This is a genomic window from Chromobacterium sp. INPA-IVC, assembly GCF_059047085.1.
Genome location: NZ_JBTNLS010000001.1, coordinates 127,415 through 141,732, shown reverse-complemented (window position 1 = coordinate 141,732; position 14,318 = coordinate 127,415). Strand labels below are relative to the sequence as shown.

The 14,318-nt window shown below is 62.2% G+C and carries 14 protein-coding genes; 4 read left to right on the top strand and 10 right to left on the bottom strand.

The window, feature by feature from the left end; all coding sequences use genetic code 11:
• Positions 1–451 precede the first annotated feature (451 nt).
• On the bottom strand, positions 452–1,372 hold the full coding sequence (locus tag ACX17K_RS00655; RefSeq protein WP_493773259.1) for a LysR family transcriptional regulator: 921 nt from the start codon (positions 1,370–1,372) through the stop codon (positions 452–454).
• Between the two features lie 115 nt (positions 1,373–1,487).
• On the opposite strand from ACX17K_RS00655, the gene leuC reads away from it, so the two are divergent.
• From leuC to ACX17K_RS00640, 3 genes are all read left to right on the top strand, one after another.
• Entirely contained in the window at positions 1,488–2,918 is a 1,431-nt protein-coding gene (leuC, locus tag ACX17K_RS00650; RefSeq protein WP_493773258.1) for a 3-isopropylmalate dehydratase large subunit, read from the top strand.
• Positions 2,915–3,553, top strand: a complete 639-nt coding sequence (gene leuD / locus ACX17K_RS00645; protein WP_493773257.1) for a 3-isopropylmalate dehydratase small subunit — start codon at positions 2,915–2,917, stop codon at positions 3,551–3,553. The genes leuC and leuD overlap by 4 nt, the downstream gene beginning before the upstream one ends.
• 62 nt (positions 3,554–3,615) lie before the next feature.
• Positions 3,616–4,938, top strand: coding sequence for a 2-hydroxycarboxylate transporter family protein (locus tag ACX17K_RS00640; RefSeq protein WP_493773256.1), 1,323 nt, complete (start codon positions 3,616–3,618; stop codon positions 4,936–4,938).
• Between the two features lie 81 nt (positions 4,939–5,019).
• Here ACX17K_RS00640 and ACX17K_RS00635 read toward each other — a convergent pair whose 3' ends face one another.
• The 9 genes from ACX17K_RS00635 to ACX17K_RS00595 form a co-directional block, all read right to left on the bottom strand.
• A complete protein-coding gene (locus ACX17K_RS00635) occupies positions 5,020–5,493 on the bottom strand; it encodes a DUF2269 family protein (protein ID WP_493773255.1) in 474 nt (157 codons plus the stop codon).
• Positions 5,490–5,858: a DoxX-like family protein gene (locus ACX17K_RS00630; RefSeq protein ID WP_493773254.1), complete on the bottom strand. Its 369-nt coding sequence runs from the start codon at positions 5,856–5,858 to the stop codon at positions 5,490–5,492. The genes ACX17K_RS00635 and ACX17K_RS00630 overlap by 4 nt, the downstream gene beginning before the upstream one ends.
• Complete coding sequence (locus tag ACX17K_RS00625) at positions 5,855–6,688, bottom strand: complex I NDUFA9 subunit family protein (RefSeq protein WP_493773253.1); 834 nt, start codon at positions 6,686–6,688, stop codon at positions 5,855–5,857. Before ACX17K_RS00625 ends, ACX17K_RS00630 begins: the two co-directional genes overlap by 4 nt.
• On the bottom strand, positions 6,685–7,062 hold the full coding sequence (locus ACX17K_RS00620) for a hypothetical protein (RefSeq protein ID WP_343478627.1): 378 nt from the start codon (positions 7,060–7,062) through the stop codon (positions 6,685–6,687). Before ACX17K_RS00620 ends, ACX17K_RS00625 begins: the two co-directional genes overlap by 4 nt.
• 126 nt (positions 7,063–7,188) lie before the next feature.
• Positions 7,189–7,731 (bottom strand): GbsR/MarR family transcriptional regulator, encoded by a 543-nt coding sequence (locus ACX17K_RS00615; protein ID WP_115617002.1) that lies wholly within the window; start codon positions 7,729–7,731, stop codon positions 7,189–7,191.
• An 88-nt stretch (positions 7,732–7,819) separates the two neighbouring features.
• A complete protein-coding gene (locus ACX17K_RS00610; protein ID WP_493773252.1) occupies positions 7,820–8,896 on the bottom strand; it encodes a sulfotransferase family protein in 1,077 nt (358 codons plus the stop codon).
• Positions 8,880–9,536, bottom strand: coding sequence for an adenylyl-sulfate kinase (gene cysC / locus ACX17K_RS00605; protein ID WP_493773251.1), 657 nt, complete (start codon positions 9,534–9,536; stop codon positions 8,880–8,882). The genes ACX17K_RS00610 and cysC overlap by 17 nt, the downstream gene beginning before the upstream one ends.
• Before the next feature lie 342 nt (positions 9,537–9,878).
• On the bottom strand, positions 9,879–11,693 hold the full coding sequence (locus tag ACX17K_RS00600; RefSeq protein WP_493773250.1) for a DUF1302 domain-containing protein: 1,815 nt from the start codon (positions 11,691–11,693) through the stop codon (positions 9,879–9,881).
• A 61-nt stretch (positions 11,694–11,754) separates the two neighbouring features.
• The gene (locus tag ACX17K_RS00595; RefSeq protein ID WP_493773249.1) at positions 11,755–12,933 is read right to left on the bottom strand and encodes a M20 aminoacylase family protein; all 1,179 of its coding nucleotides are present in this window, start codon (positions 12,931–12,933) and stop codon (positions 11,755–11,757) included.
• A gap of 286 nt (positions 12,934–13,219) precedes the next feature.
• On the opposite strand from ACX17K_RS00595, the gene ACX17K_RS00590 reads away from it, so the two are divergent.
• Positions 13,220–14,278, top strand: a complete 1,059-nt coding sequence (locus tag ACX17K_RS00590) for a GlxA family transcriptional regulator (RefSeq protein ID WP_493773248.1) — start codon at positions 13,220–13,222, stop codon at positions 14,276–14,278.
• Positions 14,279–14,318 lie beyond the last annotated feature (40 nt).

Here is a 14,318-nt window from a genome sequence, read left to right as displayed (position 1 = left end):
TTGAAAATCTTGCAGGTCGATTTTGCACAGATTACTTTTCAATTGTCAACGAAATTTGTGATCTTGAAAAATGTAGGCTGGCCGCATCCACGACGAATTGCATAAATAACTTTGAAATCCATTCAAACAGACTAGGCCTATTTCCTTAACCTAGCAAGCTCATATTTGAGCCCTTTTATTTATGACGTTTACCAATCCCTCCATGATGTCGCTCTGCTTATTCCATGCCACGGATAGCGCTATTTGGGGTCGTAACCACCTAGCGATGTCTACGATGGTAGATCCAAGCCAACTTGTGGCGCGTGTTGATGCGCTCAAGAAACAAGCAAGCACTACCAGTAGTGGAGCGGCATTGGCATGACAAAGCAGGGGCAAATCTGTGGAAACAATCACAGATAGAAAATAAAATTCATTTCTTATCAAACAGTTAAAAACTGCCCATTTGCAGAAGCTACCAGCCGCTCTTGCCGTCCTCCCTGGGCCGATAGGGCTCAAAGTGCTTATCCAGATGACTGACGAAAGCCCGGACTTTCGCCGACAGGTTGTTCTTCATCGGATAGACCGCGTGAATGTCGGCTGCCGGAAGCCGCCAGTCTCCTAGCACTTCCCGCAGCCGTCCCGAGCGCAGATAAGGCGCGACATTCCACTCCGAGCGCAGCAATATCCCCAGCCCCCGCAATGCCCAGCTGACCGCCGCTTCTCCATCGTTGGTCGAGACCGTCCCGCGAACCTTCACATTGGCTTGCGCGGCCCCTGAATGCAGGTGCCAGGCGCCGTAGGTCTCATCGCTCTCCCGGATCACGATGCAGCGGTGGCGCTGCAGGTCCATCGGGGAAGCCGGGACGCCGAAACGTTCCAGATAAGCGGGCGATGCACATAGCAGACGGCGATTGCTGGCGATTTTCCTAGACGTGGTTCGAGCATCCGGCAGGTCGCCGAAGCGGATGCAGACATCGAATCCTTCTTCGATCAGATTAGCCGGCCGGTCCGACAGGGATAGCTGAACGTCGACATCGGGATAAATCTCGACGAAATCCGCGATGGCCGGGGCGATGAATTGCCGGCCGAAACCGAAAGTCGCATTGACGCGCAACAACCCTTTCGGGACGGATTGGGCGCTGGCAAGCCTTTGCTCCAACTCCTCCAGCTCCCCAAGAATCTTTTTCCCCTCCGCCAGATACAACTCGCCCTCATACGTGACGGCCGTCCGTCTCGTCGTGCGGTTCAGCAACCTGATGCCGAGCCTAGCCTCAAGATTGGCCAAGCGCCGGCTGACGGCGGCGGTGGACACGCCAAGCTCTTGCGCCGCCCCGGACAGGGTGCCCGCCTTCACGACTTCCAGGAAAAAAGCGACGTCGGATACGGAGTTCATTTTTGCGTTCAAGTTAAAAACAGTTTGATATTTCAATTATTGTACAGAAATTTGCAATCCACTAACTTGCCTCCAAAGGAAGCCGACTCGCTTTCAGGCTCACCGGGAGACAGAAGTGGCCGCATTGCAAACCCCATCCAAAACGCTTTATCAGAAGCTGGTCGAAACCCACACGGTGGCGCAGTTGGATCCCCAGAACGTGCTGCTCTACGCCGATCTGCACATCATGAACGAATACACCAGCCCGCAAGCGTTCGCTGGCTTGGCCGAGGCCGGCCGTAGCGTCTTGCGGCCCAGCCAGAACGTGGCGGTGGTCGACCACATCATTCCCACCCACCCGGTGGCGATTCGCGTCATTGAGGAACCGAACTCGGCCTTGCAGGCCTCGAATCTAAAGAAGAATTGCGGCCTCCACGGCATCCCGCTGTTCGATGCCAACGACCGTTTCCAGGGCATCGAGCATGTGATCGCGCCGGAACTGGGCATGATTCGCCCGGGCATGGTCGTCCTCTGCGGAGACAGCCACACCACGACCTATGGCGCGTTGGGAGCCTTGGGCTTCGGGATCGGCACTACCGAGGTCGAACATGTATTGGCAACCCAAACCCTGGTATATCGCCTCGCGCAAACCATGCGCATCCATATTGCCGGCCGCCTGCCGTCCGGCACCACCGCCAAAGACCTGATCCTGCTGATCACCAACCGGATCGGCGCGCATGGCGCCCGCGGCTATGTGGTCGAGTTCTGCGGCGAGGCCATTGAATCGCTGACGGTGGAAGCGCGGATGACGCTGTGCAATATGGCGGTCGAGGCCGGCGCACGCGGCGCCCTGATCGCGCCGGATGCGCTGACGCTTGACTACGTCGCAAGCCATTGTCCAGACCTGGCCGGCGCGATGCTGGAGGCCGCAAAAGCGGACTGGCGCGCCCTGCGCAGCGATGCCGGCGCCCGCTTCGACCTTGAGCTTGAATTCCAGGCCAGCGAGGTTGAACCCTATGTGACATGGGGCACCAGCCCCGATCAATCCATCCCGATCTCCGGCCGCATCCCCATTGTCTCGTCCGCCCCGGAGGGCGCTGGCCGGCTCACCATGCAGCGGGCGCTGCGCTATGTCGGGCTGGCCGAAGGCGCCCAACTGGAAGGCTTGCCCATCCAGCGCGTCTTCATCGGCTCTTGCACCAATGCCCGCATCGAAGATTTGCGCGCCGTCGCAGAGATAGTGCGCGGACGAAGCGTGGCCCCTTCGGTGCGCGCCATGATCGTGCCGGGCTCCGGCGAAGTACGCCGCCAGGCCGAACAGGAAGGGCTGGCGCGGCTGTTCATCGAAGCCGGCTTTGAATGGCGCCAACCCGGCTGCTCGATGTGCCTGGCGATGAACGACGACATCCTCAGCCCCGGCGAGCGCTGCGCCTCCACCACTAATCGCAATTTCGAAGGCCGCCAAGGCCGGGACGCGATCACCCACCTGATGAGCCCGGCGATGGCCGCGGCGGCGGCCGTGACCGGACGCATCACCGACGTCCGCAAATTGGGAGCGCAAGCATGACCATTCAAAGCCGCATCGAAGGCATGGCCGCACCTCTGCCTATCAGCAATCTGGACACCGACCAGATCATGCCTAAGCAATTCTTGCGCCGCATCGACAAAGCGGGCCTGGCCGACGGTCTGCTATACGACATGCGCTTCGACCCGGATGGGAAACCCCGGCCCGAATTCGTTCTCAACCGGCCGGAATATGCGGCGGCCAAGATCCTGGTCGCCGGCCCCAATTTCGGCTGCGGATCCAGTCGCGAACATGCGGTCTGGGGCTTGCGGCAATACGGCATCCAGGCGGTGATCGCTCCCAGCTTCGGCGAGATTTTCTATTCGAACGCGATGAACAACGGCCTGTTGCTGGCGGCGCTGAATGAGGCCGATGTCGAAGCCATTCTGGTCGATGTCTCCAGGCCGGAAAACAGCCAGTTGGTGATCGATGTCGCATCGATGAGCGTGCGAAGCAAGAGCCTGACGGCGTCTTTCTCGCTGTCCGAGCGCCATCGCCGGATGTTTCTGCAAGGCCTGGACATGATAGGCGCGACTTTGGCCATGCAAGACCAGATCCATGCTTTCGCCGCCAAGCATTGGCAGCAACGGCCATGGCTGAAAGACATCGCCTCCACGACAAAAAACCGTTTGGCGTAAGCGGGGCGCCCTGCCAGGCCACCGGCCCGGCGGCGCCATCACGCAAATAAGAGGAGACAGAAATGCAGATAGAGGAAACCGTTACAAACCAGCCGGCCGGCAACGGATTCTGGAGCAAGTTGATGGCCATGCGCATCGGACCGCTGCCCTTGCCGCTTTATCTGTCGCTCGCCGCCATCGTTGTCGCCGCGGCCATCGCGCATCGCCTGCCGAACGACCTGATCGGCGGCCTGGCCGTCATGATGTTGTCCGGCTTTCTGCTGGGGGAGCTGGGCAAAAAGATTCCTGTGCTCAAGCATATCGGCGGCTCGGCCATCCTCTGCTTATTCGTCCCCTCGGCATTGCTGGGATACAAACTGTTTGACCCCGACATGCTGAAAGCCCTGACCACGGCGATGAAGACCGCCAACCTGCAATACCTCTACATTTCATGCCTGGTGGTCGGCAGCATTCTCGGCATGAGCCACAAGGTTTTGGTGCAAGGCTTTTTGCGGATGTTCATCCCGCTGCTGGTGGGAACATTGGGAGCGGTGGCCGCCGGAATAGCCGTCGGCCTATTGTTTGGCTACACCCCTTGGCACACCTTCTTCTACATCGTCATTCCCATTCTTGGCGGCGGCATCGGCGAGGGCATCCTGCCCCTTTCCATCGGCTATGCCGAAATCACTCAAATCCCGCAGTCGCAGATAGTCGCCACGCTGATCCCCGCGGCCCTGATCGGCAATGTCGTCGCCATCTTGCTGGCCGGCCTGCTCAATTTCTATGGCAAGAAACGGCCGCGGCTCAGCGGCAATGGCATGCTGGTTAAAACGGGAGAGGATAAAGACTTGCTGGCTGCGCGGCATGAGGCGCCGATCAATTTGAGCTTGATGGGAAGCGGCTTGCTCCTGACCTGTTCTTTTTTCACTCTAGGGTCTTTATTGGCTCCGATAACCGGCATCCCGGGACCGATCCTGATGATTGTCACAGCCGCCCTGGTCAAGGTGAGCAAGGTGATGCCGACGCAAATGGCGCTGGGCGCCTACCAGATGTATCAGTTCATGACGAGCAATCTGACCTACGCCATCCTGGTTGGATTGGGCACCCTCTTCGTTCCGTGGAGCCAGATGGTCGCGTCCGTCACCCCCGGGTACTTTCTGCTCTGCTCGCTGATCGTGCTGGCCATGGTGGCCAGCGGCTTCGGCATCGGCTTCTTGCTACAGATGTATCCCGTTGACTCAGCCATTGTCACCGCATGCCATAGCGGCCTGGGCGGCACCGGCGATGTGGCGATCCTGTCGGCCGCCAACCGGATGGACATGATGCCCTTCGCCCAAATCTCGACCCGCATCGGCGGAGCGGCCATGATCGTGCTGGCCACGCTGCTGATGAAGCTTCTCCACTAGCAATCCACCTAAAAGGAGACCGTGGCCGCCCAGGAAGGTCTTGCCCTCGGTCTCTCGTCAGATGACAACCGCGCCGCTCGTTCACGACCAGTCCGGCTTCAACACCATCAGGAAATACACCGCCAGCATCGCGCAGAAGGCCGGATAGCCCAGACACTCCCAGATCCGGGCGAAACGCCAGTAGCGCGCCGGCAAGGCCTGGCCGGCCTCCGCCGCGTCGCGGGCCATGCCCGCCATCCGGATTTGCAGCCATACCACCGGCAGCCAGCACGCGCCGGCGAACAGAAACAAGCCGATCGCCCACGCCAGCCAGGACATGGTTAACGGCCAGCCGGCCTGATGCACCAGCCACAGCCCCGACAAGGGCTGGAAAACCACTGCCGGCGTGGTGAACCACCAATCGGCCCGCACCACCAGCCTCGCCACTTCGGCCTGCGCCGCCACCTTGCCGCCGCGATTGGCGAAGAACATGTAGAAAGCCGAACCGAAACCGGCGCCCACCATCAGCGTGGCGGACAGGATATGCAAGGTTTTGACGATCAGATAAGCATTCATTGCGTTTCTTCCCGGTTTGCGCCCAGCCACAGCAGCATCGCCAGAATGGGCAGATTTTTCACCAGCGGCGCGAAAGGGTGCAGCCAGTTTTCCGGCAAGACCACCGCCACCACCACGCTGTAAAACAGCACGACCAGGGCCTGCGACCGCCACGCCCAGACGCTGGGCCGCCAGGCTATCCATGCCGCGAACGACACGTCCAGCGCGCAGGACGCAAGAAACAACGGCCCCAGCGCAGCCTGCGGCAGCCCCAGCCGCGCCAGCATGGCGATCGATTCATCCCAGGCCGTCAGCGGCGGCTGCACGCCGCTCCACAGCCACAAAGCGGCCAACGACAGCTCCACCATCCGTCGCGAGGCTTTCATACCACCTCCCCGAATTGCCTGAACGACAGCGGCGAACGGCCGAGCAGCGCGGCGAAAGCGGCCGGGTCGGCGGTCGAGCCTTGGCGCAGCATGCGCAGGCTATCGCGGTCCAGCAGACTGCCCGGAATGCGGCCGCAGCAAGAGGCCAGGCCATCCGCCAGCCAGCCGGGCAGGGCCTGGACCCGCTCTACCGACCCCAGGCCCTGCAAGCTGCGCAGCCGCCGCAGATAATCGGCCAGCGTCGCCTCCTCCCCGCCGACGAAATCCACCGCGCCGCGAATCCTGCCTTCGATCAGCCGATGCAAGCCTTCGGCCACGTCAGCCGCCGCCACCGGCTGGATCAGTTGCCGGCCGCCATCGGGCAAAAACCATAACGGCAGCCGCGCCAAGCGCATCAGCAGGCGGCTGCTGACGCCATCCGCGCCATACACCAGCGAAGGTCTCGCGACAGCGGCATCCAGCCCGCCATCCAGCAGCGCCGCATCGCCCCTGCCCTTGCTGGCCAGAAACAGCGTGGCGGCATCCGGCGCGGCGCCCAAGGCCGACAATTGCACCCAACGCCGGACGCCGTATTTTTTCGCCAATCCGGCCAGACGCAACGGGCCATGATGGTGAACAGCCTCCAACCCGCCGGACCGCCCTTGACGAAATGCCCCGGCCAGATTGGCGACCGCCTCCGTCCCGTCCAGCCAGGCGGTCCAATCCTGATCCGGGCGCGCCAGATCCAATTCGGCGCGGGACGGCGCCGACAGCTCATGTCCCGCCTCGATCAGCCTAGCCGACAGTCTCCGGCCGATAAACCCGTTGCCGCCCAGCAGCAGTATCTTCATTGCGACGCTCCGGCATGATCGGCGATGGCTGACGGCGCCGATTCAGCAGCCTTAGGCCGGCTGAAAGCCACCTGGCGCCACACCAGCCGCACCAGCGCCAACAGCTGCGCCACCACACCGATCAACGCCCACTTCAAGATTTCGCGAATATCCAGCCACAGAGACGCCGACGCCTGCTCAGGCGCCAGCAACAACACCGTCAGCAATGGCGTGGCCAACACCAGCAACAGAAAAGTCCGGCTCCAGAACGGCGCGCCCTCGCCGCTCTCGCACAGGGCTAGCGTGACCTGCCGCAAAGGATCGGCCAGCAAAAACCAGCACAACATGCTGCAAAACGCCGGCACCAGAATCATGGCGATGACGAATCCGCTCATGGCAATCTCCTTTATTTCTGAAATTTCTGTCAAAACAGAAATTAATGGTCAAAAAATTTTACTTATTCCAAGCCAGACGGCTGGCCAGCGCTCGCATCCGCGCGGGCGCCTTCCCGGCTCGGCGCCTCACTCGTCTGTTTCCGGCTTGCCTCGGCCCAGCAGTTTCTGAATGCCAGCCCCCATCTTCAACACCTTGCTCAGCGTGGAGGTGGATAGCCTCAACATCTCGCGCGTCCAGGCGGTCAAGGTATCCATGAACTGCCAGGTATTCTTGATCCGCTGCTGAGCCAGCGGGCTTTCCAGGGAAAAGTCCGGGCTGTCCATGCATTCCCGCAGCACCTGTAAGGTCGGTTCGATCTCGCGCCGCTGGCGTTCGGCGACGATGATGCGGAACAACTCCCAAACATCGCCGGAGGTCTCGAAATGGTCGCGCCGATCGCCCAACACATGGGCGTTGCGGATCAGTTTCCAGCCTTGCAGCTCCTTCAGGCTGTTGCTGACATTGGAGCGGGCGACGTTCAGCGTCTCCGCCAGCTCCTCCGCGCACATCGCGCGGCCGCTGATGAACAGCAGCGCGTGAATCTGGGCGACAGTGCGATTGACGCCCCAGCGGGTGCCCATCTCGCCCCAGTGGAGCACGAATCTTTGGCTTACAGGTGTCAGTTCCATGCTTGATAAGATATTAATTTCTGAAATTTCTGTCAATAGAGAAATTGATCGGCTGTAAAAAGGCATGGCTACCGCCATGCCCTGTCCGCTAGCTGGCCAGCGCCGCCGGTTCCGGCGGCGCGGCAAGCGGCTCTCTCAACAAGCGCAGTTTCAGGTTGGCCAGGTAATCCGCCCTGCATTGCCGCAAGATGTAATCGCGGTAATTTTTCTGCTTCAGATCCTCCCAGGCTTGCTGGCGTCCTTGCCGCGAACGCTCCTCCGCTTCAAGCGCCATGTTCGCATCCACCGGCAGGTTGGCGTCCGTCAACAATGTGTAGCCGTAACGCTCCATATAGGGACGGCAGGCGGTTTCGATGATTTCGATTTCGCGCATCGACAGCTGCTGCTTGAACTTGTCGGCGTGGGCGATGATGGGCGGGAAGTGATTGGACGACCACAGCGCCGAGCGCTGCGCGATCTGCGCCGCCTCGGCCGAGCCGCGGATGTCCAGCATCTGCGGCATGAAGGCGATGCCGAAGAAATCGCACACCTGGCGCAGCGCCGTCTGCTGGTCGGTCAGGAAATCCTCGTAGCGTATGGTCAATACCTTGTCCGGATGTTCAGCCAGCAGCCTGTCTGCCGCCTGGTAGGCCGCGAGCCAGGTCCGCACATTGAGAATGGTGTCGAAGTCGTGGATGATGGCGCGGTTGATCGACGCCACCTGGGCGCGCGGATCGCGCACGACATTGAGGAAACGCATCTGCGGCAGCAGTTCCAGCAACTCGGCGGCGTAATGAACATTGTCCAGCGACTTGTCCATCACCACGCGGGCTTGATGGCGCTCTCCCACCCGCAGCAGCAGCTCCCAGGCCACCTTGTGCACGCTGCGCGTCTGTCCGGACAGCACTTCGAAGATCTCCACTGGATCAAACACCACGTCCGGCCACTTCACCATGCTGACCGCTTGCAGGCCCACCACGTCCACCACCAGCTGGAAGTAATTGCGGTCATCGGACAAATCGCCGTACAAGGGCAGCAGCGGCATAAAGTCGACGATGTGCAGCGGATAGGGCGAATAGAAATCCGAGTTGAAATTGAGCCTCAGCCTCAAGGCGTGGCTGCCGCAACGCCTCAACGGGATCATCAGCACCGGCAGCGGCCGGTCCTCATCAGATATGATATTCATGGCTGACCTCCTCCATCGCCGCCGGGCTGCAACAGTGCAACACCATCCCGAACAACCGGCTCACGCACTCGTCCACGCTCAGCGCGCTGGTGTCCAGCGCCAGCGCCGCCTGCTCCGGCGCTTCATAAGGCGCAGAGACGCCGGTGAAATGCGCGATCTGTCCGGAACGGGCCTTGGCATACAGGCCCTTGCAATCGCGGCCCTCGCACACCGCCAGCGGCGTGCTGATGTAAACCTCGGCGAAACGGCGCTCGCCGACGATGTCCCGCGCCATTTCGCGGTCGCCGCGCAGCGGAGAGATGCAAGAACAGATCACGATCAGGCCGGCGTCGTTCATCAGCCGCGCCACCTCGGCCGCCCGGCGCAGGTTTTCCCGGCGGTCCTCCTCGGTAAAACCCAGATTGCGGTTGATGCCATGACGCAGATTGTCCCCGTCCAGCACCACTGCGGAGAAACCGCCGCCCACCAGCCTCGCTTCCAGATCGTAGGCGATGGTGGACTTGCCCGCGCCGCTCAGCCCGGTAAGCCAGACAGTCATCGACGCATGGCCGAACAAGCGCTGTCGATCCACCAGGCGGATTCGTCCGCCGGTGCGAAAAACATTGGCGGGCACGCCCGCCTGAGTGGAAACCTCTCCCATCTGCCGCCTCCCTCGGTGATCGCGTGCGCTCCACGAGAGGACTCGATCCCACGATGATCACATATCGGATAATCTGGTCATAGCGCCTAACCGAGGTGGGAATCCAGTACAAAGCACTGACCTAGTATTTGCACGGACAATTCAATGCATATTGAAGATCAGTCGGTCATTCCATTTAATTAACTTGCAGATTCCTGCAGCCACTCTGCTCAATAGCCAGCTCGTCCTCTCGCGGACCAAGGCGGGCAAAAACTGGAAACAGCCCCAGAAACGGAATGCGCATGCGGCACGCAAACATTCTGAAGCTGCTTTCAACATCGCGCCGCCGATGGTCAGCAGTGCCTAGAATTTGATGCCCGCGCTGATCATCGCCAGGCTGCGGTCCTGCAGCGTGTTGTAGTCGCCGCCCGCCGTCTTCAGATACAGCAGCTCGAACTGATAGCGCTTCCGGTATTCCGCCTGCAGCCGCCACAGCGCGCTGCGCCTGCCCTCCATGAACTGGCCATCGTGCGAATAGCCTTTGACGTCGTAGGCCAGCGCCAGTGACGGCATCAGATCCAAGCCGGGCAACGCGCCGTAATAGCGCTCTTCCAGCTTGGTGCGCCATCCCCAGGCATTGGCGGTGACGAAACCATCCAGCGCGCAGCTTGGCCCCGTGCCGTTACAGGAGGGCGTGGCCGCGCTGGGCGCCTGTCCGAAGCCCACGCGGCCGTAACGCATCACATAGGCGTCCGGCAAGCCGGACAGATGCTTGATGCCGGCTTCGGCCGACAGTTTGGCGTCTCCGCCCAACAGCCGTCCCAGCGCTTTGGACGCGCCCAGCGTGAGCTGGCTGCTGCCGAAGGTATCGTAACCGCGCGCCAGGTAGCCGGCCGGGGTGGCCGCCAGATAGCCCAGCGGCCCGCTTCCGGCCAGCACGCCATACAGGAAATCGGAACCGTTCCACGCCACCGGCTGGTTGGGCCGATAAGTGAGCTCGCTGTACACCCCGGTGCCATCCGGCAAGCGGGTGCGGAAATTGACGCCGTACATGTGGATGTTGTCCGGATAGGCGCGCAGGAACTGGCCGGCGATTCCAGTGGGAACAGCCCGCCCCTGATTCGCCGCCGCCGGCAGAAAGACGCCGGGGCCGGTGCGTATCATCTGGTTGAAGCTCATCATGCTGGCCTGGTTGGAGTAGAACAGCCCCAGCAAGCCGATATTGTCGAACAGGTAGCTGAGGCTGAAGCCGAACTGCCCGCCGTACGGTTTGTCGTCCGCCGCCCGCTGGATATAGTCCAGCGGGTTGGCCAGCGACTGCTGGTCGGTGGTAACGACCTTGCCCTTGAGTCTGCTAAGCAGCGTGCCGTTCAAGGTCAGCGCGTTGCAGCCCGGCTGGGCGTAATCGCTGCCGGAGTAGAAAGTGCCGCAAGCGGGATAAGCGTTGGGCTCGAACTTGAACTGGTAATAGCCGTCCATCGTCAGTTTGGACGTGGCCTTCAGCTTGGCGTAGAACGCCGGCGCGGGGATATTGACCATTTCCGGGATGGTGCCGGAGCGGCCCAGCGCGTTGAAATCCATCGCATTCACCTGCTGGATGCCGCCAAGAATGGTGGTGGGCGTGATCCACGGGATCACCTGCTGCCCCAGCCTCAACAACAGGGAAGCATCGCCCAAGCTGTAATCGCCATACACGTAGGCGTCATCCAGCGCCACGCCGCTGAAGCGGCCCAGCTGGGTGAACTTGTCGTCGTTCAGCGCCGCGCCGGGCGCATAGCCGTTGGGCGAGTGCCCATGCGGCACCCCGTGGTGGATCAGGCCGTAGTCATACCAGGCCTTGGCGCTGACGAACGCTCCGCCGCTTCCATTGCGAAGATCGCCTTGGGCGTATCCCTGCCAGGATTCGGATATCAGATCGCCGCGCCGATAGTTGAGATCGCCGTCGTTCAAGGTGTCCATCGCGTTGGCGTGGTTGGTGAAAACATCGTTGGGATTCTCCGTCCGGTAGACGCTTCCTATCGCCATCGCGCCCTTGGTTTCCAGCGTCCAGCCATCCAGATCGAAACGGTATCCATCCCCCAGGCCTGAAGGCAGCGTGCTGACCGTGATCTCGCCAGCATGGCCGGCGCCGGCCAGCAGCATCAACAACAGCGACTCGCATCCGTGCATCCGCTTCATCTTATTGTCTCCTCGCGCTTATTGTCGCCGCGGCGCCGCCCCCCGGCGCCGCGCGGTCCCGCTAACGCAGATACGTTTCGGCAAGCCGCGCCCAGTAGCTGGCGCCAAGGCTGAGAATCTCGTCGTTGAAGTCATAGCCGGGGTTGTGGATCATGCAGCCGCCCTTGCTGCCGACGCCGTTGCCCAGCACCACATAGCAGCCGGGCACTTTCTCCAGCATCCAGGAGAAGTCGTCCCCACCCATCGCGCCGGCCGGCAGCGGCACGATAGCCTGCGGACCGACCATCGCCTCCGCCACTTCGCGCGCGATGCGCGTCTCCTCCGGCGTATTGACCAGCACCCGAGTGACAGGCGTCCACTCGATCTCGGCCGTCACGCCGAAGCTTTGCGCCTGCAGACTGACCAGCTCCCGCAGCCGGCTTTCTATCTGCTGCTGGATGGCCGGGTTGTAAGTGCGCACCGTCAGTTCCAGCCGGGCGCAGTCGGGAATCACATTGCTGGCGCTGCCCGCCTGCGCCGAGCCGATGGACACCACCGCGGGCTGGTCCGGCGGCAAATTGCGGGAGACGATGGTCTGCAGCGACAGGATGATGGAAGCCATCGCCACGATGGGATCGACGCAGGTGTGCGGCATGCCGCCATGGCCGCCCTTGCCGGTCAGCTTGATGGTGACGATATCGGCCGACGCCGCCAGCACGCCGGGCTGGACGATGAAACTTCCCACCGGCAGTGTCGGCCCGTTGTGCAGCGCGAACACCGCGTCGCAGGGAAAGCGCTCGAACAGCCCTTCGGCCATCATCCGCGCCGCGCCGCCCTGCCCCTCCTCCGCCGGCTGGAAAATGAGGTTCAGCGTGCCGTCGAACTGTCGGGTATCGGCCAGATGGCGCGCCGCCGCCAGCAGGATGGCGGTATGGCCGTCGTGGCCGCAGGCATGCATCTTGCCGGGCAGCTTGCTGGCGTACGGCAGGCCGGTGTCCTCGTATATCGGCAGCGCGTCCATGTCGGCGCGTATGCCCAGCCGGCGCTCGCCCGAGCCGCAGCGCAACTGGCCGACCACTCCGGTGCCGCCGAGCCCCGCGGTCACCTCGTAACCCCAGGCGCGCAGCGATTCCGCCACCAGTTTGCCGGTGGCCACCTCTTCGAAACCCAGTTCCGGATGCGCGTGGATGCTGTGCCGGATGGCGATGAACTGCTCTTCGCGCTGTTTGATCGCGGGGATGACCCCTGGCAGATTGGGCATGTGTCGACTCCGTTTCCATGAGGTGGGAAAAACGGCGTCGGGCGAGGACAATCCAGGCGGGGCGCCGCTTTGACCTCAGTCTATGAAGGACGCGCCAGGGGATAAGGAGCTAGAACCGCCAATAAACAGGCAAATATCGCCAGCCCTTGAAAAGAGCCGCCTTGACGAATATCAAGGCGCCAGAAAAGCAAACAGCATAGACATGACAAACATGACATGCATTTGAACTTGATTTTACGGGCCGGTTTCGCCAAGGTTAAAGCGGATATCGCCAAGGCTGACCGATATGAATGCCTGCATAGACCTGCTTTGTCTGCCGAATTGCCTCAGCGGGACGCTGTTTTCCGCCATAGACGTGCTGCATGCGGCCAACAAACTGTGGCATCTTCACCACCCCAGGCGGAAAACGCCGCCATTCAGCTGGCGGCTGCTCGACAGCGACGGCTCGGAGCAGCCGCTACCCGCATGGCTGCCGGCCTCTCCCGCCCGTCCGGCCGCCGCGCGCTGCGCTTTGCTGGTGCCCGGGCTGGACATGGACAGCGTGCCGCAATTGAAGCAGCAGCTGGATCGGGCCGACAAGGCGCTGCGGCTGATCGCCCTGCGCCATGCCGCCGGCGACGTCATCGCCACCAATTACAACGGCGCCGCGCTGCTGGCCCGCGCCGGCATCCTGGACGGCCGCAACGCCACCATCACCTGGCTGATCGCCGGCTGGTTCTCCAGCAGCCACCCAAGAGTGAAGCTGTTGATGGACAGGCCGGTCACTCAGGACAGCGGCGTGTTCTGCAGCGGCGCGCCGGCCGCGGCTACCGAACTGGTGCTGGAACTGGTGCGCCATTTTGCCGGAGACGAACTGGCGCAGCGCTGTACCAACGGACTGTTGTACCTGCCGGCCAGGTTCGAGCAATCGGCCCAGACGCTGTCCGCGTTGAGCACGCCCACCCGGGACAGCGTGGTGTTCAAAGCGCGGCGCTGGCTGGAGCAACACGTGGCCGAACCTTATAGCCTGGGCAGAGTGGCGGCCGCCGTCGCGGTCAGCAGCCGCACCTTATTGCGCCATTTCCGCGAAGTGGCCGACATGACGCCGCTGGACTACCTGCAACAGCTGCGGGTGGAGCGCGCCAAGCTGCTGCTGGAAGTGACCATGCTGGATCTGCCCGGCATCGTCGAGCAATGCGGCTACGACGACCCCTGCGCTTTTCGCCGCCTGTTCCGCCGCCAGACCGGGCTGACGCCCGCCGCCTATCGCCGCGCCTACGCTCTGCGGGCCTCGCGGCGCAGATGGCGCGCCGACGACGCGATGCCGCAGCCAGAGATCGGCCAACCCAGCCAGGTCCGCGCCTGAATCCATCGGGAAGCCCTGCCGCCTATGGCTTCCCATGCCA

Bases quoted from the DNA above. Each gene is read 5' to 3' on its own strand.
- ACX17K_RS00655 (WP_493773259.1), bottom strand. From the start codon at position 1,372: ATGAACTCCGTATCCGACGTCGCTTTTTTCCTGGAAGTCGTGAAGGCG.
- leuD (WP_493773257.1), top strand. From the start codon at position 2,915: ATGACCATTCAAAGCCGCATCGAAGGCATGGCCGCACCTCTGCCTATC.
- ACX17K_RS00640 (WP_493773256.1), top strand. From the start codon at position 3,616: ATGCAGATAGAGGAAACCGTTACAAACCAGCCGGCCGGCAACGGATTC.
- ACX17K_RS00635 (WP_493773255.1), bottom strand. From the start codon at position 5,493: ATGAATGCTTATCTGATCGTCAAAACCTTGCATATCCTGTCCGCCACG.
- ACX17K_RS00630 (WP_493773254.1), bottom strand. From the start codon at position 5,858: ATGAAAGCCTCGCGACGGATGGTGGAGCTGTCGTTGGCCGCTTTGTGG.
- ACX17K_RS00625 (WP_493773253.1), bottom strand. From the start codon at position 6,688: ATGAAGATACTGCTGCTGGGCGGCAACGGGTTTATCGGCCGGAGACTG.
- ACX17K_RS00620 (WP_343478627.1), bottom strand. From the start codon at position 7,062: ATGAGCGGATTCGTCATCGCCATGATTCTGGTGCCGGCGTTTTGCAGC.
- ACX17K_RS00615 (WP_115617002.1), bottom strand. From the start codon at position 7,731: ATGGAACTGACACCTGTAAGCCAAAGATTCGTGCTCCACTGGGGCGAG.
- ACX17K_RS00610 (WP_493773252.1), bottom strand. From the start codon at position 8,896: ATGAATATCATATCTGATGAGGACCGGCCGCTGCCGGTGCTGATGATC.
- cysC (WP_493773251.1), bottom strand. From the start codon at position 9,536: ATGGGAGAGGTTTCCACTCAGGCGGGCGTGCCCGCCAATGTTTTTCGC.
- ACX17K_RS00600 (WP_493773250.1), bottom strand. From the start codon at position 11,693: ATGAAGCGGATGCACGGATGCGAGTCGCTGTTGTTGATGCTGCTGGCC.
- ACX17K_RS00595 (WP_493773249.1), bottom strand. From the start codon at position 12,933: ATGCCCAATCTGCCAGGGGTCATCCCCGCGATCAAACAGCGCGAAGAG.
- ACX17K_RS00590 (WP_493773248.1), top strand. From the start codon at position 13,220: ATGAATGCCTGCATAGACCTGCTTTGTCTGCCGAATTGCCTCAGCGGG.